The following is a 22,485-nucleotide window of genomic DNA, read 5'->3' as shown; positions in this document are numbered from 1 at the left end:
TTTCATCTCGCTTCGGTGTAAGCTTGCTCTACAGCACTAACATAAGTATCGAGACTTTCATAGCCCTTCTCTGCCATTTCCTCATCTGGAGAAGAATAAAAATCTGTTGGAATCCAATTCTTTATAACGCCATTTTGCGTTTTATCAATATTTGTCCAGATGTATACTGTAAAATTGCCTTTCTGGGCCTCTTCCAAGTTGGATGCGAGAAGTTTATAGGTACAATAAACTGTGGCCGGGTTTTCCATCTCATCTTGTATAGCCGCTGCTCGTTCCTTCATGTATTCTTCAGCAATGCTGACTTCTTCTACGGAAGAAATGGATTTGTCTTCCTTTAGTTTCTGCATCATTCCTTTTAAATACGGCTCATCATACGGAGTGTTGTAATCCAGGACAAAAGTTTGTTCTGTGTTCACAATGGCCTCTATGCCATTATCTGTAATGTTTAGTTCAACGACGCTTGCACTTGAAGACAGAAATTTATCATGGGGAATAGAATTTGCAAAAATTAGAGTTGCTTTTTTAACTAGTGCCTCTACCTCAGTCTTGTCAACTTCTGCTTTTGCTACAGTAGGTTTTCTAATACTCAGTGTAAACATACATGTGAGCATTAGAACGAGAATGGTAACTGTAACCAACGTAACCTTCCACCCATCTTTTAAGAACCTAACATTTCTCATAAACCTCAACCTCCTAAGGGGGTTAAATTCCATCGATACATGTTATCAGGTTAATACCCCCTCTTAAAAGGTACTATATCACATTTTTATAAAGTTGTTTACTTTTCTGTGAATAACAATAAACAGAGGTGGATAAAAAGGTCAGCTAAACCTTGAGAAAATGTTATGCTGCAATTCGTACGAAATTTAGACTAAATTCTGGCGGATTTACACCTGCTGCAAATGCTTGCCCAATGTTACCTAAAGTCTTAACGTACCAGCTTTTGAGCCATTCGGAGTCCCATTTATAAACATCTACAGGAACGCTTAGGTCAAACACATGTGTTACATAAAAATCTCCAGGTAATACGTCCACAACGAGATTAGCATTTTTCATTTTTGTAGCTAATCGTGCCACTTCAACCAAGTTCATATCTGAAATGACGTAGTCGCTCCATATGTTTACGGCGCTGGATAGGAAAGATGGAGAAAGCTTGGAAATAACTTGGTCTTTAAGATTAGTACCGGTTATCAAAGATACTTGCCTAGATATTCTATCTAAATCGGACATATGGGTAGATCCAAAATCTCTTACCCGCCAATAAACCAAAAATTGTGTCCCATTTAGTGTCTGAGTACCCGGAGTTAAACATGTATAATGTGGAACACCTATACCTTCATAACAATATCTTTGAGGCACATCCACTGTAAGCCCACCCATTAAATCAACCATCTTCACAACAGTACTAAAATTTACAAACACATAGTGGTCCACGCTGATACCAAAATTGTTTTTCAATGTTTGCACAAGCTTACTTACTCCTCCATATTTGGTACCCTGGCCGTACATAGAAGCGTGAGTTACTTTTGTTGTACCTTCCCCGGGTATGTTTACTAATGAATCGCGTGGGATGTACAGCAAATTCACTGTGGATCCATGTATGAACGCAAGAACCAGTGTGTCGCTATGACCTACAGACCCGCCTTCGTCCATCTTGCCAACAGTATCAAGGCCAGCTATAAGCCAGACTTGATCATTCTTTGAGCCTGTAAGCGTAGACAAATGTCCTGTGGCTGTGCCTAATATATCGGATATGCTTACGCTTCCTAATTTTGGCATTACAATTTTTTGGGCATAAACGCCTCCCACGAACGATATAACAAAAACAATAACTAAACCAAGAGCAATCAGTATATTTGAGATACTAAACCTTGTTTTCATATCTAAGATTATATCGCAGAATGTTGGAAATCACAGGATTAGACTGCATAAGATAGAATTCAATAAAGGCTATCTTTCTCTCAGATTTATGGACTTTTAGGAACGATAATTTGTAGAGGTTTTTCAACAAGATATGTGTTCATCCGATTGCCTGCTTGGTCATGGCTGAGCAATTTTCTTCTTTGTAGCTTTTCATGATAGGGTGTTATGAACATGGGTTCGATAGGTTTACCATTTTTGAATGCTGCAATAACGAATCTGTTAGTTTTGAAAGTGTTTGCAACCACAATAAGATAACCTTTATAGACATAAAGAGCCACAGATGTGGATGTTCCGTTATAAACTTCGACTTTGGTTGCTATTTTGTATCACTTGACTAAGTTCCACTACGTTTACATTGTTGTCCTGCAAGGCACTACGTATGGCTCTTGTTAAGTCTATTGCTTGTGGGTTATCTCCGTGTACACATATACTGTCGGCATTAATGCTTATGTCTTCATCGTTTATTGCCGTCACTTTTTTGTACAATACCATTTTTAAAACTCTGTTTACAGCTTCTTTAGGATCATGAATAGTGGAGCCGACAGCGGAGCGTGATACCAAAGTGCCATCTGGATTATAAGCTCGGTCTGCAAAAACTTCCTGCGCAACCTTTATGCCAACATCGTGTGCAGCTTTAACCATTTCAGAATTTGCCAGGGCAAGCAAAATGCCGTCAGGCATTACTTTTTTAATCGCTTCAGCTATGGCCCTTGCGATATTGTAGTCAGTGGCGGCCATATTATAGAGCGCTCCATGTGGTTTAACATGTTTTAAATTGATACCGCTGGCTTGTGCAAAAGCTTGCAGTGCACCTATTTGATAAATGGTTAAGTTTTCAATTTCTTCAGTGCTAAACTGCATGGCGCGTCTACCGAAGCCCTGTAGGTCTGGAAAACCTATATGAGCACCTACAGCCACATTCTTTACAGCTGCCATGGTCACCGTTTTTTTCATGACCATGTAATCACCGGCATGGAAGCCACAGGCGATGTTGCATGATGTTATGTGGTTAAGGAGTTCTTCATCGGACCCTAACGCGTATGCTCCAAAACTTTCGCCCATATCCGCATTTAAATCAACCATAAAGGCCATATATAACCCTCCAAAAGATTATTCTGGTTTTACCCAAACGTCAAAGGGCAAACCGTTTACCATGACATGAAAATATTGCCCATCTTCCTGTGGATGGCTTTTCATCATTGTGCCGAGTATGCTTATCTTTTGTTCTTGCTCCCTTAAAGATTTAACTGCTTCATCATTACCTATAGCGGTAAAGTGCACTTTATCCCCTGGCTTTCCTTGTGCAATCAAGCTCAAGTCTGCCGTGCAGATGGTGGCTATTTTGGGGTAACCGCCCGTAGTTTGCGCATCCATAAGCGTGATTATGGGTTGCCCATTGGGTGGAATTTGCACAGCACCTAAGGGTATGGGATCAGATATAATTTGGCCTGCTTCCCAGCTTACGTATGCGATTCCATTACCATTAAGTCTATAGCCCATTCTATCAGACTCTTCAGTAATGGTGTAAGTGCTATTGAAGAATGTGGCTAAACCGTTTTCAGAGAAATGATTGTCTTGAGGTCCAAGGATAACTCTGAGTGTAATATCACTGCTCCAGGTAGGTTTGTAAGGTTCAGGAATTGCATTACTATCGCATGGTTCTAAATCAGAAGACGTAAAGATGCCTATTTCATCACCTTTTTTTAGAGCCCGCCCTTCTATGCCACCTATTTTTCCCCTAATAAAAGTAGACCTACTTTCCATTATCAGCGGAACATCGATGCCGCAGGCAACAGAGAGATAACTGCGAACACCATTTAAAGCTTGTCCAATGGAAATAATATCGCCGCTATGTACTTTGATAGCTTTCCATTGTGCCATAGGTTTCCCATTAATGGCGGCATCACATAGTGCTCCAGTAAGCGCAATCACAGTATTACATAGAACTCTCAAAGTGGGCCCGATATAAGTTGTTTCTAAGCATGCGGCAAGAGGATTGTTCCCCACAAGCATGTTAGCAATTCGGAAAGAGTACTGGTCTAGAGCGCCAGCGGTGGGCATACCGATGCGACGATACGTTAATCGCCCGCGGTCTTGAACAGTAGTTAAGAAACCTGGTGATAGTACTTCAAAAGCCGTAGCCATACGGGTTAAACTGCTCTTCCCTTCACGTCTTGTGTTTCTAGTTTGTAGGTTCCTGCTTCCACTTGTTTTCTAATGGATTCGTATTCTTGAGCGTTTATTGGCTTAAACCTTAAGTAGTTTCCAGCATCAAATAAAACAGGAGGTTTTCTGAAAGGATCATAAACATTTAATGGCGTTCTCCCAATGATGCGCCAACCGCCAGGGCTTTCTACAGGATATATGCCTGTTTGGTTATTCGCTATGCCTACAGAACCACTGTGAACGCTTATGCGTGGGGTATCAAGACGCGGGACAGTTAACCGCTTATCTATACCACCAAGATAAGGGAATCCGGGTAAAAAGCCGAGCATGTATATAAGATAATTGCGTTCACTATGTAATGCGATTACTTCTTCTTTTGTCAAGTGGGTATACTGGCAAACAAAGTCGAGATCGGGCCCAAAACTACCGCCATAGCAAACAGGTATGGTGGTGACAATAGGCTGTGGAAGGGCAGAGAAATTGAAACTTTTACCAATATCCACTATTGTTTGCCTGAGTACTTCGATGTCAAGTGCAAGCGGATCAAAAATAATCAGCAGAGAACAATAAGCAGGAACTGTTTCAATGATACCTGGAATGTTCATCTTATTAAATGCGTAATCAAGGCGTCTAACAGCAGCATTTATTTCTGGGGATATTTCATCTCGAAATTGAACCAATAGAGATGAATCGCCAGCCTGTTTTATTTCAAAACTATTGTGTAAAGTCTGCCCACCATCCACACATTCCACAGTTAAAGTCTAATACATTCAACTAAAAAAGGGGTAGGTGAAAAAGCCTACCCCTTAAGGCAACGTTTTTTTCGTTTAGAGCATCCTATTCAAGGACGAATTTGTCAGAAATATCTTTTAGCTGCTGTGCCAAATCTTCTATGGATGTAGATTCTTGAGCAACCTGATAAACAGCTTGAGATTGTTGTTTTAATGCTTCACTTATCTGGTGAATCTGCTCTGCTATGTTTTCTACAGGTTTAACAGCGCTGTCTGCAGCAGCATTCAGCTCTTCTGTGGATGCACTGAGCTGTTCTGCTCCCGCTGCAAAGTTTTCTACAGTGGAGGCAATCTTTATGACCTCTGAAAGAATTGTAGAGAATTGTTCTTGAGCTTCTCTTGCTCTGTTTACAGCACTTTGAACGGACTCTAAGTTTTCACTCACAGAACCACTGACAGCAGCAACTCTTTTCTGTATAACGTCCAGTATGGTTGCTATGTTCTCTGTGGCTTCTTGGCTCTTTTCTGCAAGTTTTCTGATTTCGTCAGCCACTACGGCGAAGCCTCTACCTGCTTCACCCGCTCTGGCCGCTTCTATGGCTGCATTCAATGCCAACAAATTCGTTTGTTCAGCTATTTGGTTTATCGTTTCTACTATAGAACTAATATTCCTGGCATCTTCGGTGAGTTTTTGCATGGTTTTATCAGTTCTATCAGTGTTTTGTAAAGCTTTTTCAGAGTTTTCTACTACTTGAGCAATGCGATCTTTTCCTTCTTCTGCTGATTGCCTTATACTTGCTGTTTCTTCAGCTAAATGCTGAGCATCAGAGGCAATACTCTGTGCTGTTTGAGATACTTGTTCCACGCCACCTCCGAAGTCTTCAATGGCATGGTATGTGGTTTCGGCATTTGCAGCTACTTCACTTGACTGTGCTGTGACTTCTTCAACGGATGCGCTGGTTTCTTCCGTTAATGCGGCTAAATTCGTCGCAGCACTGGAAAGCCTTGATGCAGCTTCAACGCTTGTTGTCATAATTTCATTCAAGGTTTGTATCATTGTGTTGATGTCCTGAGCCATTTCGCCAATTTCATCTTTACTGTTGATGTTTACTTTTGATGTTAAGTTTCCTTTGGCAACTGCAGATACACTTGTTCTTAGCTTTTCAATAGGTTTGGTTATTAGATTACTGCTAATCATTATTCCAAATATGATCGCTAAGACCAATGCCAATAATCCTATCCCTACGGTGATGACGATAACAGAACGTATGGGTTCTGAAATAACAGACGTCGGCACTAACGATAAGAAATACCAGCCATTAGCAAGTTTTGTTGACAGGGCATAGCGCGTTTCTCCCTTATAGGTAATTTTGAACAATGTATTCTTGGTGCTTCCATCTTGTATTTGCTTAAACATGCCGTCAGCAGTAAGGTCTGTACCTGCGGCAATGGCTGCATTCTTACTTGCTATGAGTACTTTGCCGTTATCATTGAGTAGGTATTTTTGAGTGTTTCCCGTATCACCAAAAATCTGCGTTACCAGGTTGTTTATTTCAAAATCTATACCAACCACACCAACGTACTGGCCATTGGAGGACACGGCTTTTGCTACGGTAACTACAGTTTTGCCTGTTGAAGCATCTGCATAAGGTTCGGTCATGATATAACTGTCGGGTTTTGCTATAGCTTCTTGATACCATGAACGTGTTCTTGGATCGTAGTCAGAAGGTAGCTGCTGCTCAGGGCGTAAAATCATGAGCCCGTCTTTTGTTCCTACATAAACGTTCATTGCAGATGTGTATTGCTTTAGAGCGGTATCAAGCATGGGGAAAACGGTTTGGCTTAAAGAAGCATCACCCGTTTCAGCCAAGCTGATAACAGTTTCATTTGAGGCTAAGTATGATGCGAGTGAGCCATGTAAGTTAACGAAGGAGAGCAAACTGGATGCATCTGCTGAATTTTGTGTTTTCAACTGTTCTGTAATAAGATTTTGTATGTTCCCTGATGTACGGACAGCCACGACAATACCTAACAAAAGTAATGGTATCAGTGCTGTTGCCACTATGGTTAGAGAAAGTTTGAACCTTAATGACCTTGTTTTCATAGTGTCCCTCCTTAAGGCACAGGATAAATATATCTTATCATTTTTAAATACAATTTTATGTATATGCGCAATCGCTTGTTATATGAATAAATGCCCCTCAATAAAGCAAATAACACCTTGGTTTAAAGAAGACTTTCATTTTATAATCTTTCATTACCTTCCAGCGACCAAGGTTGTATAAGCCTTAGTAATTATGTAAGAATTGGTATTAGAAATGGCATTTCGGTACCAAGATCTGGTTTTTTGGTTAAAACCTGGTGGTAGCTGCTACACAGGGTGTATGAACATTAAACCATTTTTCGCACCAGAATAGGTGCTTCTGTTAAGAGCGTCGATATAAACTTGGCTCTTAACAGTACCTTTTTCATATTCCTGGTCTTCTCTTGGGAAAGAAGTACGTTTAGAAATTCTGGTTTGATGCTACTATTGTTAAAAAGCTCTGAAAATGTTTTTTAACGCAAACCTTTTAGAGAATATATGTCTCGATCTTTATTTTCTTGACTAGCTATTTTAGGCTGAATCTACCATTCTTCTTGCGGGACTTTTCCATTTGCCAACGTTTTCCAGACTTCCAAAGATCCCTTTTGGTGCGGTCCATACGATGGCTTAAGCATTGATGATGTAAAAGAATAGTGGATACCAGGGGACATAAAAGAAATCATGCCACAAATTTCTATCATATCTACTGTTGACCAATAGGGCAGTTGAAAATTGAAATAAACATGCGAATATGAGTACAGCGCCAGTCCATGCAGGTATAGGATTTAACCCCAAGGGGGAATCCAGTAAAACATAGGTCACACCCCACGTAATAGTTCCGACCACGAACAACAAAGCCCAGATGTAACTAAGAACAAACTCAATATAAATGGGCCATAATCTTCGTTGTTCCCAATGGGCAAATATGTCTTTATGGGTTCTTAAGAGGTGCCATCCGCCCAAAGCCCACCGCTGACGTTGTTTCCAATAAGAGCCGAAAGAGGAAGGTACTTCTATGTAGGCCAGTGCCTGTGGTTCAAACCATACTTCGTAATGTTGCTTTTGTAGTTTCCAGGTAACGTCGATGTCTTCAGTAGCAGTTTTACTGGAGAAACCTCCGACTTTCTTTAGAATATCTGTTCTATAAGCTGTGGCGCAACCAGAAACTGTCAGAACCCTTCCCATAGCACGTTGGGATCTCTTCATAAGGCCAATAATTGAGGCGAATTCAGCTGTCTGGATTTTCTCTAGAATATTTTTTCGGTTTTTTACCACAGGATTCCCAGTTACTGCTCCTAAACGTGATTGTTTATAAAATGGTTTAACCAGCTGCTTTAAAGCATCTTTTGAAAGTGTGGTATCTGCGTCGATTACGACACTTATAGGAATGTTATCTATATGTTCCAGTGCCACATTTAATGCTGCAGCTTTCCCAACGTTCCTCGTTAAATGGATCAAATGAAGGTTCTTTTTACTGTTAAGATATTTTTTGATGACTTGAAGAGATGCATCTGTGGAATTATCATCAATTATCAGAACATCATAGGAAGGGTAGTCTAAGTCAGTGATATTACTTATAGTCTCATCGAGTGTTTCCTCTTCGTTATGAACTGGTATAAGGACAACTACGTGAGGGAATTCCTCTGTGAGGTTAACCTCCTGTGTTAATTTACTCGCTTTTTCTTTGCGCTGCCAGAAATAGACACCTCCAATGGCATACACCACACTCATTAGTAGTGGAAACAGATATATATAATAACTGAAGATTTTCCAATAGTTTGCAAACATTTTATCCCCCTCGCGTTTTTGAGCTTTCTGAGCCTGGATCTATATTAAGTTCTTTCCACTTTAATGGTTCTGGTGTATCTATTAGTGGCTCTACGCTTCGTTTGTTGTGCAGATAGTACTTGTTGTAGTTGTACCTTTTCCAAAGAGCGAAAAAGGTAAATATGACCAAGAGCCATAGCCCTAATAAGATAAGTGCTATAGCTGTATCTTTTATGTTTTGTGGCAAGAAGAGTTGGCGCTTCCATATCACCCCAATTGCAAACCATCCTAAAGCTGCTATTGCCCAAGTTACTATGCTTAATATAATTGTCCATGCGATGGAAGTCAAAAAAATACCAACAAAAGAATTGACCTGACTGCCCTTAGTTATTTTGTTTGATTTTATATTTAATTTTCTCACTTTATTTTTATACACTATAAGCGAATACTTTCAAACACCTGTTAATTAAGCTTTAGTTAAGCACTCCTTTTGAGGAAGATAATGAAATGCGAGTATAAGTGATGAAAATAACTGGATGGATAGATAAAGAGTGAAAGTTAAAGATATCAAGAAGATGGCGTGGCTGGTGGCAGGAGCAATTGGGCGTTTTCTGGTGAACTTATTTGCTATGAATGGCTATGGTTTACAAGCTTTATGCGCTTTGGATGGGAATTCTTTATCATGTTCTGAAAAGCATTGATTTCAGCTATTAATATTTGTAGAAAATGGCGTGAGGCTAAAAGAGTAAGCGAAGAGCTCTTTGGCAAAAATCAAAATAACGAGCGGCCCTGAGGAAGCTGTAGACCGCGCCGAGTATGTCGAAGAGCCTGTGGGTGAGTTAGATTCAGCAATGAGTGCAGGTCCTGGACTCAGTTGATATCTTACGGGAATTTCAGGGTATTAATGTTGCAACAGTAAATGACTACTCTGCAATCAAAGTTGTATAAGGTTCTGCAAAAAGCAAGTTAGCGGGGATAATGCTGTCGTAACCATAACGTTGGCGTATATGCTCCAAAGTGGTTTTTAAAGGGTTTGGATCGTCTTTGCAAAAAAGGCTTGGTGTGTAATGCTGCCTTATATCTGTCATGCCAACACCTACCAATCTTATTCCTTGCTGATATGGCCTTAATTTTTTGTTGAGCAGTTTAAAGTTTTGGAAAATGGTGTCTGGATTATTTGTATAAAGTTCTAACTTCATGCCAACGGAATCAGCAGTCATGTCATCATAGCGTAAAAATATGAACAATTCTTTCGCTCGAGAATCAATTTCTTCTAATCCTTTGCTTAGTGAATCACAAAGAAGTCTCCCTACCGCTTCTACTACCAATGGACTGAGTGTGCTTGCGTCCAGCGTAACACTGCGTGTAATACTTTTTAGTGGAGGCTCTTGCGTAATAAGTGGGGTTTCATCAATGCCTTGTGCAATTTTTTGATAATACTCTCCGAGTATGCCCATAAGGTTTTTAATGACTGACTTTGGGGTTAAAGCCAAGTCTTCCAAAGTATAGATTCCATTCTTATTGAGTAACGCTTCCCTGCGTGGCCCTATGCCTGGTATGGCGGACACAGGGAGGTATTTATAGACGCCAGGGATGAATTGAGGCTGCCACCATGTAAGCCCGTCGGGTTTACCTTCTTCAGTTGCCATCTTAGCTAACAATTTTCCGGGAGCTATACCCACAGAACATGTTATACCGAACTGCTTTTTTACATAAGCTCTTATGGTTTGCCCTAATTTGTCTGGGTCATTTCCATAATATGTCATAAAAAATTCATCAATACTGTAATTCTCTACTTCAGAAGAAATATGCTTGGCAAGCTTAAGCATAGTTTGGTGAACATAACCATAGAAGGATGGGTGGGCTTGTACCAATAAAAGGTCAGGGCATAGGTTAAAAGCGTCTTTGGGCGGCATTCCAGCTTTTACGCCCATTCTCTTTGCTTCATAAGATGCAGCGGCAATGACAGAACGTTTTTTACCTCTTCCATAAGGGTCTGCCATAACACCTATGGGCTTACCTTTGAGTTTTGGGTTTATGGCTTGTTCACAGCTAGCGAAAAAAGCATCCATATCTACGTGCATAACCCATTTCATGGTAAACACCATCCTTTCCAATAGCCATCTGGAGACATATAAATAAGTTCCCAAATTTGATCTTCTTCTGTGGAAACAACAAAATGGTAAAGTTGACGGTTACCTTGCGGCTGCTGCCACTTTTGCTGCAAAATTTTAACTTTTAGCCAGCTTTGTCCGTTTCTAAAAGCTAACGGTTTGAACTCTGCGCCATGATAAAGCACTATGACCGTCATGCCCATAGTATAGCACACAAATGTATACCATATATAGACAGCATTAGCACTTAGGAAAAATTCTTAAATTAACTTTTCTCTGGCTAAGCTTAGATGTCTGTTTTTTCCAATAATGACGTGGTCAAGGAGTTGAGCTCCTACAAGCTCGCAAGCTTGTTTTAATAATTTTGTGGCTGAAATATCTTCTTTGCTGGGGCTTGGATCTCCGCTGGGATGGTTATGTATGACAATAATGGCTTGGGCAGATGTTAGACTTATTTCCCTTACAATTTCTTTTGGATCCACTGTAGTTTGTATGGAAGTACCAACGCTAAGTTCAACGTGCTTTATGGGATGATTTTTTCTATCTAACAAGAGTACCCAAAAATGTTCCTTGTTCTCATTCATAAGCATGGGTAAGAAATACTGAGCGGCATATTGCACCGCATCTTCTGGGCTACCTATTTTTATTTCTTCCGCTGTTTCATCTTGGAGCAATCGTTTGCCTATTTCAAGCGCTGCTTTTATCTGAGCAGCTTTTGCCATGCCGACACCTTTTACCTCCAAAAGCTGTTCTGTACCCGCCTTATAAAGGCCAGTAAGACCACCAAAGGTATTCAGTAATCGCAAGGCTAAATCTTCTGCCGTTTCCTCTCTTGTGCCTGTTCTAAGGATAATTGCCAGCAACTTGGCATCAGAAAGGTATTGAGGACCTTTTGTAAGCAAAAGCTCTCTGGGGCGTTCTGACACAATCCATTCTTTTATAGGAATTTTATAGATTGGATCACTCACAGTACATAAACCTCACCATTGTTATATGTATGCGGAAAACTGGCATGTCTCCATTATACAGTGTGGCAAGGGCGTTATATCATTTATATGGAGGCGGAGGCTAAAGGGTATGGAACTACAGAAGGGGATTAAGGCCGGCAAAGAAGACTTTTCAAATTTGGTTCTTTTAGCTGCTCCTTTTTTCTGTAACTTATTCGGGGAAAACAATGTTCGCGATTTAATGCAATATCTATATTGCCAGAATAACAATCTCTTTAGTTACTCACATACGTGTTTCGTCGAAGATGAAAGCATTTTAGGCATGGTGGTTGGATATAGTTATATGGAAAAACAAAGAGAACAACTGCATACTGGTTATTTAATGCTAAAAATGTTAAAACTTAGGTTTTTCAATATACTACCGGCACTGCTTAGGTTAGATTCAGTCGTTAGCAGAATCACAAAGGATGAGTACTACATTGCTTTTTTATCCGTTTATCCCATCATGCAAGGACGTGGGATTGCCAGTATGCTAATGAACTACATAGAAAATGAAGCCTTGAAACAGGGGGCTTATTTTATGTGCCTTGACGTTGAAGCGGAAAACGAGCGAGCTATTCGTATTTACCTTCACTATGGTTATGAAATTCAACGAACTTACGATATTAATCTGATGTCTAACATTACCCTTCATTTTCATCGCATGAGAAAACAAATAGGGAAATAAAGAGGAGGGCCCCCTGATGGAACCCTCCTCTTTTGCTATTCTTCGCCGAATTTGGTCTGCATCAGCTGCTGTATAGCTTTCAAGGCGGCTTCTTCGTCTTCGCCATCTACAGCTACTTCTAACTCTGCGCCTTTTTCAGCTCCCAGCGATAGTATGCCGAGAATGCTTTTGGCATTTACCACTGTTCCATCTTTTTTTACGAACACACTCGATTTGAATTTGTTTGCTGTTTCAACAAAAAGTGAAGCCGGGCGAGCGTGAAGCCCAACTTCGTTTTCTACAACAAACTTTTTAGTCAACATATTCGTTCTCACCGCCTTAAGAATAGTTACTAAGCAGATTTCTTCAGTTCTTGGAATATGCTTGTAAAGGTTTTTGCTCTCTTCGTGATTTCTTGGAAATTGCCTTCTTCAACAAGCTTCTTGTTAACAAGGTCGCTTCCTATTCCAGCGGAGCAAGCACCTGCTTTTATGAAGTCGGCAAAATTCTCTGTATTTATTGCTCCCACAGCCATCATTTCAAGTTGGGGTAGGGGGCTCTTAATTTGCTTAATATAGTTTGGACCCATCACACCTGCTGGAAACACCTTGACTAACTGCGCACCATTTTCACGTGCTGTGACTGCTTCTGTGGGGGTCAGAATACCAGGTACTGGAAGTACGCTGTAGCGCTGGCACATGCGGACCATGCCGATATTCAGGGAAGGAGCCAATATGAAGCGTGCACCGGATAAGATAGCTATTCTGGCTGTTTCAGGGTCAAGTACTGTACCTGCACCGATGAGGATACTGCTGGAATATTTTTTCGCGAGGTCTTCCACCATTTTCGGTGCTCCGGGTGTATCAAAGGTAACTTCAATGGCACCGACTCCGCCTTCAATGAGTGCATCGGCTATTCGGAACAATGATTCAGAAGAAGTACCTCTAACAATGGCGCATACTCCAAGTTCCTTTATTTTATTTAACACTTCATAATCTCTCATTTTTGTTCCTCCTTATTTAACTAAAGTTATTTACAGACTGACTTTGTACGGTCTACCATTCCGCAATTGTGCCGTCATAATTGCGCCATTTAGGATTGGTCCAATGTAAGCCTTCTTCAGCAACGGACTTGACTAAATCTTCATCGATTTCTATACCCAAACCTGGTTTTTGCGGGATATCCACAAAGCCATCTTTGTAACTGAAGATTTCCTTGTTCTTTACAAAGTCGAGCAAATCGAATCCCATGTTGTAATGGATGCCTAAGCTTTGTTCTTGAATAAACACATTGGGAGTGCAGCTGTCTACTTGTAATGTAGCAGCCAATGCTATGGGTCCATAAGGTGCATGAGGCGCCACAGCGATATCGAAAGCTTCTGCCATGGCTGCAATCTTCTTTGTTTCCAAAATGCCGCCTGTCATGGCTACATCCGGTTGGATGATATCTACTAAACCGCTTCTAAAAACGTCTTTGAAACCCCAACGCGTATAAAGCCTTTCGCCTGTAGCAATGGGTATAGATGTGTGAGAAGCGATCTCTATCAATGCATCGTCATTTTCCGGCAAGACAGGCTCTTCTATGAACATGGGTCTGTATTTCTCAAGTTCTTTCGCAAGGACTTTTGCCATGGGTTTATGTACTCGGCCGTGAAAATCTATACCAATTTCCAAATCATAACCTACAGCACTACGTATGGAATCTACTCTTTTAAGAACTTCATCCACTTTCTTGAAGGAATCCACATAATGCATTTCCGAAGTGGCATTCATCTTTATGGCTTTGAAACCTTTGTTTTTTCTATCCAGGGCTTCGTCAGCCACAGTTTGGCCAGGTCTGTCTCCGCCTATCCATGAATAAACCATTATTCTATCTCTACTGCGGCCTCCCAAAAATTCGTACACAGGTATGTTGAAATATTTTCCTTTGATGTCCCAGAGTGCCATTTCAATGCCCGATAGAATGGTCATATTGATAGGTCCACCCCTAAAGAACGAGCGGTACAATGTTTGCCAAATATCTTCAATTTGCATGGGATTTTTGCCTATAATGGTTTCGCCCATTTCCTTAACGCCGGCTACCACGGTTTCTGTTTTTGTCCCTGATATGAGTTCTCCCCACCCGTAGATACCTTCATCTGTTCCCACTTTTATGAATATCCAGCGTGGTTTGACCTTGTACACATCGATGGATGTTATTTTCACGTTTTTAAGTACCTCCTTTAAGTAAATTTCATCTTTACCAGGAACACCATGGCTCTTGTGGCCTGTAAATAGCGCTTTCAGAAAAGTTATATGTTTCCGCTTTTGTAAGCTTGCCGTTGCAAACATCAATTATTTCGTTAAAAAGTTGATCGCCACATTCTGCAATGGTTTGTGTGCCACGTATTATGGAAGATGCATCTACATCCATGTTGTCCCTCATGTTCTCAAACGTACGAGGATTTCCTGTTACCTTAATGACAGGAATGAGTGCGTTTCCTATGGGCGTTCCTCGCCCCGTAGTAAATACACATAACTGTGCTCCGCCTGCAGCCATGGCCGTAACAGATTCAATATCGTACCCTGGCGTGTCCATGATTATGAGGCCTTTCTGGGAAGGCTTCTCAGCGTATTTGACGACTTCATTAACTGCTGACGTACCTCCTTTAACGATGGAACCAAGTGATTTCTCAGATAGAGTGCTTAACCCACCTCTTATGTTTCCTGGTGACGGGTTTGCCCCACGAAGATCGATGCCTTTTTCTATGAACTCTTTTTCTAATGAGTGAACGATGTGCAGAAGGTTTTTGCGCACGTTATCATCTTTTGCCCTGCGAGATAAGATGTGCTCAGCACCGATAAACTCTGTAGTTTCACCGAGGATGACGCTGCCACCTTCTTTAACGATTAAGTCGCTGCAGTAACCTAATGCGGCGTTTGCGCTAATGCCTGAAGTAGCGTCTGAGCCACCGCAGTTGGTGGCAAGCAATAAACAAGAAATGTCTGCTGGTTCACGCTGCTGTTTGGACATTTCTTGAGCCATAGCAGATGCGAGTCTAATTCCTTTTTCCACAGTGCGTACAGTTCCGCCTTCGTCCTGTATGATGAGTAATTCAGTGGGTTTCAAAGAATGGTTCTTAATTTCTTCAAACAATGCTTGAGGTTGGACCGTTTCACAACCCAAACCAACAACGATGGTGCCATAGATATTAGGATTTGAGGCAAAACCCAAGAGCGTTCTACGGGTTATCTCCAAACTTTTGCCCACTTGGCCGCAACCTTTAGGGTTAGGCACATAAATGGCTCCATCAACTTGTTCTGCTATTGAACGGGCTGTCTCATTTGCACATCCTACTGATGGTAATATAAGAATCTTGTTTCTTATTCCGTAGGTTCCATCAGGTCTTCTAAATGCTTTTATTTGCATTTGTCCATACCTTACTTTCCACATTATGGATATGAACCCATTGCCCTCTTTTTATAGGTTGAGACGCTACGCCGATAACTTCTCCATACTTATGAACATCTGCTCCTTGACTAACATCATGTATAGCAATTTTGTGGTAGATGTCTATATCATCTTGTGCAGTGACAACATCAACAACATTCCTATCAAGGGTTATTTGAACGTTTTCTCCGCTCTTCAAAGCGCATAAAGCCACAGCGACATCATCCTTAGGGTGCAATAATAATGCTTGCTTACATTGAGAGCTGTTTGAGCGTTGAATATCTGACATTTCTCATCCTTCAACCACGTTGGGGGGAATTTGCCCATTTAACACAGCTAACACGTTATCTACGGCGGTGTTTCCCATACGCAAATTGGACTCCAGCGTTGTTCCACCAATATGCGGCGTGAGAATTACATTTTCCAGATCAAAGAATGGTAGATGCTCAGGAGGTTCAAAATCGTAAACATCTGTCCCATATCCCCTTAGCGTTCCATCGGTAAGTGCTTTATACAAAGCATCCATATCTAATAATTGACTGCGTGCTGTGTTTATCAGTATGGCACCTTTTTTAATCTGCTGGAACCTATCTTTGTTCAGTAAATTGCGCGTGTCGTTAGTCAAAGGTAAATGCAATGTTATAAAATCTGATTGCTGCAAAAGTGTATCTAATGGTACAAACTTCAAACCTAACCGCTTTGCCTCTTCGTTTTCCATTGTGTCATAGCCAAGTATGTTCATGCTAAAACCAGTGGCTCTCTTTGATACAGCCCTTCCAATGGCTCCAACGCCTACAATACCAATGGTTTTTTGGTAAAGGCTTACTCCAGTCGGTTTAATCCACTTTCCATTTTTTGTGTCCGTGTTTGCCTTGCATATACCTCTTGCAAGAGCAATCATGAGCCCGAAAGTGAGGTCTGCCACTTCCTCATTGTTGGTTGCTGGGGCATTCGTCACAGTAATTCCCAGTGTTTTTGCCGCGTTAATGTCAATCCCATCTGTTCCAACACCATGTTTAGCAATTAACTTGAGATTTTTGCAATTCTCCATGATGTGTCTTGTAACTTTATCGTTACCAACGATAATGGCATCAGCGTCCGATGCAAGCTTAATCATTTCATCCTCTGTCAAAGGCCTTCCATAAGGGTTTAAGAGTACTTCGCAACCAGCCTTTTGAAGGCGTTCAAGCGGTTCTTTGTTGATTCGACCGAAGGTAACAGCTGTGGCAACAACTTTCCATTTTGCCATTTATAATCAGCTCCTTTCTTTTTCATCGGGTGGGTGATCCCACATCCAAGTAAGGTGGAAAAACTCAGATGTGGGATCACGGGCAAAAGCTATTTATGAATTTGCTTCTGCTACAGTTTCTTCCTTTTCTTCTTCATAACCGAAAGCTTTGTACCAACCAGTCTTATTGCGGTGGAAGAAGAAAAGCATGGCAAAGATAACCACAAAGGTAAGTATGATTCCAACGGGTATGCCTCCGATAGTCCACTTGCCTAACATCCAGAACAAACCATGCAAGGGCCTTGTATCAGCACCAACAACGGCAGAACCTGTATCAGGAAGAGCGATACCTATGGATGTAAGCAAAGAAGCGAAATTCACAGATACGGCGCTACTGAAATAGAGGGTAATGATCATAGATATGGTTGTGGCAATGTAAGATGTGATGATGTTTCCGCCCATGATTGCCGTTACGGCTGAAGCTAAGAAGAATGGGGTTACACCGATATCACCGAGAATTAGAATCCTATTGCCAGGCAGTAAAAACATGAGCGGGACTGTGGTAAGCATGACCAGTAACCCAGTGGTTATAACGTCTGGATGTCCAATGCAAAGTGCGGAGTCCATACCAAAGTTGAGCCCTCTTTGAGAACCGGACTTGGACAGCATTTCACTGACTCTGCTAGTAAGTGGCTCAAATCCTTCCATTAAGGCGGCTGTTGCTTTTGGATACATGAAGATATATGCAGCAGTTCCGATACCGAGTGCAAATAAACTACCCCAAACTTGTAAATCGCCAAGTTTGCTACTCCAGGCTATGAGCCCAATTATGACAGCTATGATGAAGCCTATGACCGAAGCGTCGCCAAGCAGACCCAAGCGGTCCCGTATGGTTTGAGAATTTAACTTTATTTTGCTCAAGCCGATCTTATCGCAAATCCATTTTACAGGTAGAGCAATAAGTGTCCCGCCTTGTCCGCTGGCATGTGGCCAAGCAAGGCCAGGTAAGTTGAAAAACTTTTGCATGGTTGGCGCTGTGGCATCACCAAGAATGAGAAGAAACATTTCAATGGCGATAGCACTTAGCAGTCCATAAACCAGATTATTTGTTGCGTAGTAGACAAGGCTTCCTACAAATGCCCAGTGCCAGAAGTTCCACAAATCTAAGTCCAGAGTATCTGTCCAGTGAAGAAAAACCATTACTAAGTTAACTACTATGCCTATTGGGATAATAAGAGCGCCTATGAGAGTGGAGTAAGCCAAAGATGCTAACAATGACCATCCTGTGTCAACATAAGGTAGATTTACACCGCTACCTGTAATCATGTCTGAAACAGCTTTTCCAATTAATCCCATAAAATAGGGATTGAGAATGGATGTTAACGTGTTCAGTCCAATACCAATGTAAAGCGCAGATCTCAAAGCTTTGGAGAAATTCACACGTAAGAGTAGTTCAAACACCAAAATGATGAGTGGCAGTAAAACTGCCGCTCCAAAAGCTTTAATAACAACGTTAAACATGCTACCCGCCTCCCTTTAGTTGGTTCTATTTTTTAAGAACTTTTTCGACCTCAGCGAAAAATTGGTCTTTACCGATACCCGTTAGTAAGGGGATACCGTTAAGTACGGGAACATTGGTAATGCCTAAGTTGGAACCTGCTGTAGAAACTACAAGATCGAATTTCCCACTTTCCACGGAACGTTTCGCATCGACTACGCGACCTTGAACGACTTCTACTTTTACGCCTTTGTTTCCGAAATATTCCCTTAGCCTAACAGCCACAACTGTGGATGTGGCTGCACCGTCAGCACATACGGCCAGTATGCGCAGTGTTTTGTTGTCAGTCGCCATGGAATCAATCCTCCTTATTCTTGTTTTCTTGCTTTTCTTCGCCACACAAATTGGCTAAGAGAATGTTTGCCATGTCCGCATTGGAGTTGGCATTGTACAAATCTGCTAAAACATCGGGTTTGCCGAATAGAGTAGTCAATTTTGAAAGGAACAGGACATATTCGTTCGGGTCTACTATGGCTAGCATGAATACCATGGATACTGGAATGTCATCCTCTGGTTTATCCATTCTTCTCCATGAAATGGGATGTTTTAAGGTCGCTATGGCAATTGCGGGTTTGTTTACATATTTCACATCTGTGTGGGGTATGGCGACGTTTATGGAGCCTGTGAACAGTGCAGTAGGAAATGTTTTTTCACGTTCCAATACGGCAGGTCGAAATTCCGACTTTACCAACTCATTGGATGTAAGTTTCTCTGCTAAAAAGCTAATCACCTCCTCTGGTGTGTTAAAGTCCATCTGTTTGAAGATCAAATCTGGTTTTATGATTTCTTTAACGTCCATATAAACCTCCTTGATTACATTGTTTTTCACGTTGATTTATAAGTCAATTAACATACCTGTCGATGTCTATGTAAAGTAAGTACATTTCGTTTACTAAGTGATGTAATGGGAAAGAAAATGGGCATTCAACAATGTTCTCAGATGTTACAATTGATTTGGGCAAACGGCAATGGTAAAGCTCATATTGACAGACATTGATGGTACGTTAGTCACCGATGACAAAGTCTTGCTTGAAGAGAACAAGCAAGCAATTAAGCAGGCTTTGGACCGGGGTGTTCATGTTACATTGGTTACTGGCAGGCACTTTAGTTATGCGAAGCCAGTCATCCAAGGTTTAGGTTTAGATGTACCGGTGGTGCTACAAAATGGTGCTTTTATTTACAAGCCACTTTCGGAGGAAATTATCAGGCAAGTTTATTTAAGCCAGTCGATTGCGTCCCATTTGGTAAAGGAAAGCCGAAAAAGAAATCTGTTTTATTTTGTGTCATCAGACTTTATTAAGGAAAATGATATGCTTGTGGACAAGGACTACGTAGGTCCTTACGAGGTTTATTTGAAACGAAATGGCTATAGGGTAAATAGGGTCCCAGACGTACTTCAGGTACTCCCACAGGATGTAGTGGAAGTAGCTTTTTTCGGTCCTGAAGAGAAAGTTCTTGATGTGCTTGACGCTGTGGACAATCTTTATAAGGAAGCCAGTGTAGTTAAGTCTTTGCTCAAAGAAGCTGGACCTTTCTATGAAGTTTATGGACCTAATGTAGGAAAAGAACAGTCTTTGAGTTTTCTATGCGATTATTTCCATGTTACACCTGATGAAGTTATGTATATTGGGGATGCCTATAATGATGTGGACATAATGAGCAAGGTAGGCTATCCTGTAGCCATGGAAAATGCTGTCAGGGAAGCCAAACGGATAGCCCGATTAGTGACAAAAACGAATAATCAAGCTGGCGTTGCATGGGCAATAAACGAACTTGTTCTTAAGGAACATCCTTAGCCTGTAGATAAATGATAACTTTCTATAACTGACTGAGTTCTTTAATAAGAAGGCTTCTTATTTCAGAAGCTGATTTGGCTGCTAATAGCTTGCGGATGAATTTTGTATCTTTCATGAGCTCTAAAAGCTGGCTCAGAATTTTACCTAATTTGCCATCAGAAAGAAGTGCGGGCATGAGTATGATTTTGACGGGCATCTCATGATCTGGATTTCCCATTTCTTTGAATAAAACAGGACTGCTCAGGAAAGCTAACCCAAATCCTTCTTTTATGGTGTAATCATATTCCACATGTGGTAGAGCAAAAGGTATTGGTGCATTGATGGCGGTGGGGAACATTTCCTCTCTCTTTATGATGGCATCAACGAACTGCGGTTTTGTATAGTCGTATTGAACCATTCTTGAAGCAAGGAGCGAAAGAGCTTCTGTACGATCCTTAGTTTCAACATTAAGAAGTATTAAACGCTCATCGAACAGGTGCAGTAAACTATGCCAAGACGCATCCATTAAGTTGAGCTTCTCTTTTATTTTCTTTATTTCTTCTGTGTTAAGCAGGTGAGACACAACTACACTCGGTACACATGTATTAGGTAATGGTATAGTCGAAACAATCAAGTTTATATCTGGTTCAAGTTTACCCGATGAAAGTTCTTTATATGACCCTACTTGGACTACTTCAACCTCAGGCAGTTCATTTGCAAGTTTCCAGTAAATGAAGTTAGACATGCCAATGCCCAACGGACAAAATACTGCCACACGTTTTTTTTGTGCATTCTTCGTTTTTGCTTTTTCAGCAGCCGTTGCGATGTACATTGCAATGTAAGCTACCTCATCTTCCATTATGCGGATACCCAGTTTATTGGTAAGGAGAGTAGCTATTACTTTTGCGACGCTAAAATAAAGAGGGTATTCATCTTTGACTTCAGCAGCCAACGGGTTTTCTATATCGAAACCGTATTTGATGCGGCTAATAGTTGTTTCCAAGTGAGCTGCAAGCATGTCGATGAGCTCTGTATCATATGCAAGAGGTATACCCAGTACATCTTGAGATATCTGTGCCACAGTCTTTGCCAGTTCAAAATACTGTTCGCTTTTCTGGTCTGGTTTTGTTTGTGCCGGGTTTTGAGGTTTTGCTGTTAGAAAGAGCAAAGTTAAATAAGCAATTTCTTCTGGTGGCAAAACAATATCATAATAATTCTCTAAAAAACCGCATTGGCCAGCAATTATGTTATATGTTGGACTTTGAGCGATTTCTTCAAAAGTTTCTTGGTCCATTTCCACAATGTTTTCTTCTTTAATGCGTTTTATGCTTATTGCCGTTCTAAGACGAAGTAACTCGTAATCACTATCGGCAATTGTTGTTTGCATGGTTTTTTCAACGTTTTCAATGAATTTTTCCACACCTTCTAAATCCACATCCTTTAGCAAATTCCTTTTATTACCGTTTTGCCCGATTCCTTCTTCCACATGGCTGTCGCTGTGGAGTTCATCAGCAAGCAAACTTGATAAAGCATCTCTTATGCAGAATTCCTTTTCTTTGCCTTCCAAAACATAACCGCTTCCAGGTTTGCCTACCAAGTTTAAGCCTTTATCTTTAAGCCAGTCTTTTACTATGCGTAAGTCTTTAAGTACTGTGGGACGCGACACCGTAAATGTGAAGCACCAGTCTTCCAATGTGGGAATCTTATTTTGCAAAAGGCAATCCAATAACATTTCTTTGCAACGTGTTTCCCTGTCTGGGCTAACTTCGCTTAACGTACTTTCCAGTTTTTTCTTAATGTCTTTCTTGGTTTGTTTGTCCTTGGCTACAACATAAATGCCTTTACCTCTCTTGCTTACCAGTGTCAGGCCGTTGGAGGCAAGGAAAGGAACAAGTTCCTTAAGGTCACTTTTTAATGTCCTGCTTTTTATGTTTAGTGCTTTGCTTATTTCCGCTATGGATAAAGGTTCTTCAAGATCAATAAGGTATAAGCATTCTCTTACATGTCGTTCTTTGAAAAGGCGTGTCATTTCGCGTGTTTCTTTCATGATTCAGCGAT

General features: G+C 41.0%; 25 protein-coding genes. 3 read left to right on the top strand and 22 right to left on the bottom strand.

What is annotated here, in order from left to right; all coding sequences use genetic code 11:
* Positions 1 to 2 precede the first annotated feature (2 nt).
* The 9 genes from D890_RS0106475 to D890_RS0106435 form a co-directional block, all read right to left on the bottom strand.
* A complete protein-coding gene (locus D890_RS0106475) occupies positions 3 to 680 on the bottom strand; it encodes a hypothetical protein (protein ID WP_018963705.1) in 678 nt (225 codons plus the stop codon).
* Between the two features lie 163 nt (positions 681 to 843).
* Entirely contained in the window at positions 844 to 1,881 is a 1,038-nt protein-coding gene (locus D890_RS07665) for an LCP family protein (protein WP_156802694.1), read from the bottom strand.
* A gap of 86 nt (positions 1,882 to 1,967) precedes the next feature.
* Positions 1,968 to 2,201, bottom strand: a complete 234-nt coding sequence (locus tag D890_RS0106465; RefSeq protein ID WP_018963703.1) for a hypothetical protein — start codon at positions 2,199 to 2,201, stop codon at positions 1,968 to 1,970.
* A 16-nt stretch (positions 2,202 to 2,217) separates the two neighbouring features.
* Complete coding sequence (locus D890_RS0106460) at positions 2,218 to 3,015, bottom strand: 5-oxoprolinase subunit PxpA (RefSeq protein WP_018963702.1); 798 nt, start codon at positions 3,013 to 3,015, stop codon at positions 2,218 to 2,220.
* Positions 3,016 to 3,033: 18 nt separating this feature from the next.
* Entirely contained in the window at positions 3,034 to 4,068 is a 1,035-nt protein-coding gene (locus tag D890_RS0106455; RefSeq protein WP_018963701.1) for a 5-oxoprolinase subunit C family protein, read from the bottom strand.
* Positions 4,069 to 4,073: 5 nt separating this feature from the next.
* Complete coding sequence (gene pxpB / locus D890_RS0106450; RefSeq protein WP_245533159.1) at positions 4,074 to 4,841, bottom strand: 5-oxoprolinase subunit PxpB; 768 nt, start codon at positions 4,839 to 4,841, stop codon at positions 4,074 to 4,076.
* 85 nt (positions 4,842 to 4,926) lie between these two features.
* Positions 4,927 to 6,924, bottom strand: a complete 1,998-nt coding sequence (locus tag D890_RS0106445; RefSeq protein WP_018963699.1) for a methyl-accepting chemotaxis protein — start codon at positions 6,922 to 6,924, stop codon at positions 4,927 to 4,929.
* Between the two features lie 606 nt (positions 6,925 to 7,530).
* Complete coding sequence (locus D890_RS07660) at positions 7,531 to 8,691, bottom strand: glycosyltransferase (protein ID WP_018963698.1); 1,161 nt, start codon at positions 8,689 to 8,691, stop codon at positions 7,531 to 7,533.
* Position 8,692: 1 nt separating this feature from the next.
* Positions 8,693 to 9,091 (bottom strand): hypothetical protein, encoded by a 399-nt coding sequence (locus tag D890_RS0106435; protein ID WP_156802693.1) that lies wholly within the window; start codon positions 9,089 to 9,091, stop codon positions 8,693 to 8,695.
* 130 nt (positions 9,092 to 9,221) lie between these two features.
* On the opposite strand from D890_RS0106435, the gene D890_RS07970 reads away from it, so the two are divergent.
* Positions 9,222 to 9,371, top strand: a complete 150-nt coding sequence (locus D890_RS07970; RefSeq protein WP_018963696.1) for a hypothetical protein — start codon at positions 9,222 to 9,224, stop codon at positions 9,369 to 9,371.
* Between the two features lie 222 nt (positions 9,372 to 9,593).
* Here D890_RS07970 and D890_RS0106420 read toward each other — a convergent pair whose 3' ends face one another.
* From D890_RS0106420 to radC, 3 genes are all read right to left on the bottom strand, one after another.
* The gene (locus D890_RS0106420) at positions 9,594 to 10,766 is read right to left on the bottom strand and encodes a DNA polymerase Y family protein (protein WP_018963694.1); all 1,173 of its coding nucleotides are present in this window, start codon (positions 10,764 to 10,766) and stop codon (positions 9,594 to 9,596) included.
* The gene (locus tag D890_RS0106415; protein ID WP_245533158.1) at positions 10,763 to 10,981 is read right to left on the bottom strand and encodes a hypothetical protein; all 219 of its coding nucleotides are present in this window, start codon (positions 10,979 to 10,981) and stop codon (positions 10,763 to 10,765) included. Before D890_RS0106415 ends, D890_RS0106420 begins: the two co-directional genes overlap by 4 nt.
* Positions 10,982 to 11,044: 63 nt before the next feature.
* Complete coding sequence (radC, locus tag D890_RS0106410; RefSeq protein WP_018963692.1) at positions 11,045 to 11,752, bottom strand: RadC family protein; 708 nt, start codon at positions 11,750 to 11,752, stop codon at positions 11,045 to 11,047.
* A 109-nt stretch (positions 11,753 to 11,861) separates the two neighbouring features.
* On the opposite strand from radC, the gene D890_RS0106405 reads away from it, so the two are divergent.
* Positions 11,862 to 12,458, top strand: coding sequence for a GNAT family N-acetyltransferase (locus tag D890_RS0106405; protein ID WP_018963691.1), 597 nt, complete (start codon positions 11,862 to 11,864; stop codon positions 12,456 to 12,458).
* Positions 12,459 to 12,493: 35 nt separating this feature from the next.
* Here D890_RS0106405 and D890_RS0106400 read toward each other — a convergent pair whose 3' ends face one another.
* From D890_RS0106400 to D890_RS07655, 9 genes are all read right to left on the bottom strand, one after another.
* The gene (locus D890_RS0106400; protein WP_018963690.1) at positions 12,494 to 12,760 is read right to left on the bottom strand and encodes an HPr family phosphocarrier protein; all 267 of its coding nucleotides are present in this window, start codon (positions 12,758 to 12,760) and stop codon (positions 12,494 to 12,496) included.
* Positions 12,761 to 12,789: 29 nt separating this feature from the next.
* Complete coding sequence (locus D890_RS0106395) at positions 12,790 to 13,440, bottom strand: bifunctional 4-hydroxy-2-oxoglutarate aldolase/2-dehydro-3-deoxy-phosphogluconate aldolase (RefSeq protein WP_018963689.1); 651 nt, start codon at positions 13,438 to 13,440, stop codon at positions 12,790 to 12,792.
* A 52-nt stretch (positions 13,441 to 13,492) separates the two neighbouring features.
* On the bottom strand, positions 13,493 to 14,641 hold the full coding sequence (gene dgoD / locus D890_RS0106390) for a galactonate dehydratase (RefSeq protein WP_018963688.1): 1,149 nt from the start codon (positions 14,639 to 14,641) through the stop codon (positions 13,493 to 13,495).
* Positions 14,642 to 14,675: 34 nt separating this feature from the next.
* Positions 14,676 to 15,845 (bottom strand): UxaA family hydrolase, encoded by a 1,170-nt coding sequence (locus tag D890_RS0106385; RefSeq protein WP_018963687.1) that lies wholly within the window; start codon positions 15,843 to 15,845, stop codon positions 14,676 to 14,678.
* Positions 15,826 to 16,155 (bottom strand): UxaA family hydrolase, encoded by a 330-nt coding sequence (locus tag D890_RS0106380; protein ID WP_018963686.1) that lies wholly within the window; start codon positions 16,153 to 16,155, stop codon positions 15,826 to 15,828. Before D890_RS0106380 ends, D890_RS0106385 begins: the two co-directional genes overlap by 20 nt.
* A 3-nt stretch (positions 16,156 to 16,158) precedes the next feature.
* Positions 16,159 to 17,115, bottom strand: a complete 957-nt coding sequence (locus D890_RS0106375) for a phosphoglycerate dehydrogenase (protein ID WP_018963685.1) — start codon at positions 17,113 to 17,115, stop codon at positions 16,159 to 16,161.
* Positions 17,116 to 17,208: 93 nt separating this feature from the next.
* Positions 17,209 to 18,615: a PTS transporter subunit IIC gene (locus tag D890_RS0106370; protein WP_018963684.1), complete on the bottom strand. Its 1,407-nt coding sequence runs from the start codon at positions 18,613 to 18,615 to the stop codon at positions 17,209 to 17,211.
* Between the two features lie 25 nt (positions 18,616 to 18,640).
* Complete coding sequence (locus D890_RS0106365; RefSeq protein ID WP_018963683.1) at positions 18,641 to 18,946, bottom strand: PTS sugar transporter subunit IIB; 306 nt, start codon at positions 18,944 to 18,946, stop codon at positions 18,641 to 18,643.
* Positions 18,947 to 18,950: 4 nt separating this feature from the next.
* Positions 18,951 to 19,451, bottom strand: a complete 501-nt coding sequence (locus D890_RS07655; RefSeq protein WP_018963682.1) for a PTS sugar transporter subunit IIA — start codon at positions 19,449 to 19,451, stop codon at positions 18,951 to 18,953.
* Between the two features lie 169 nt (positions 19,452 to 19,620).
* Between D890_RS07655 and D890_RS0106355 the strand changes: the two genes are divergently transcribed.
* Positions 19,621 to 20,448 carry a Cof-type HAD-IIB family hydrolase gene (locus D890_RS0106355; RefSeq protein ID WP_018963681.1) on the top strand — a complete coding sequence of 276 codons (828 nt, stop codon included), beginning with the start codon at positions 19,621 to 19,623 and terminating at the stop codon, positions 20,446 to 20,448.
* Between the two features lie 22 nt (positions 20,449 to 20,470).
* On the opposite strand, the gene D890_RS0106350 is transcribed toward D890_RS0106355, so the two are convergent.
* Positions 20,471 to 22,474, bottom strand: coding sequence for a BglG family transcription antiterminator (locus D890_RS0106350; RefSeq protein WP_018963680.1), 2,004 nt, complete (start codon positions 22,472 to 22,474; stop codon positions 20,471 to 20,473).
* Positions 22,475 to 22,485 lie beyond the last annotated feature (11 nt).

The organism is Coprothermobacter platensis DSM 11748, from assembly GCF_000378005.1.
Lineage (GTDB): Bacteria > Coprothermobacterota > Coprothermobacteria > Coprothermobacterales > Coprothermobacteraceae > Coprothermobacter > Coprothermobacter platensis.
The sequence above is the reverse complement of the archived record's forward strand: the minus strand, read 5'-3'. Positions and strand labels throughout refer to the sequence as shown.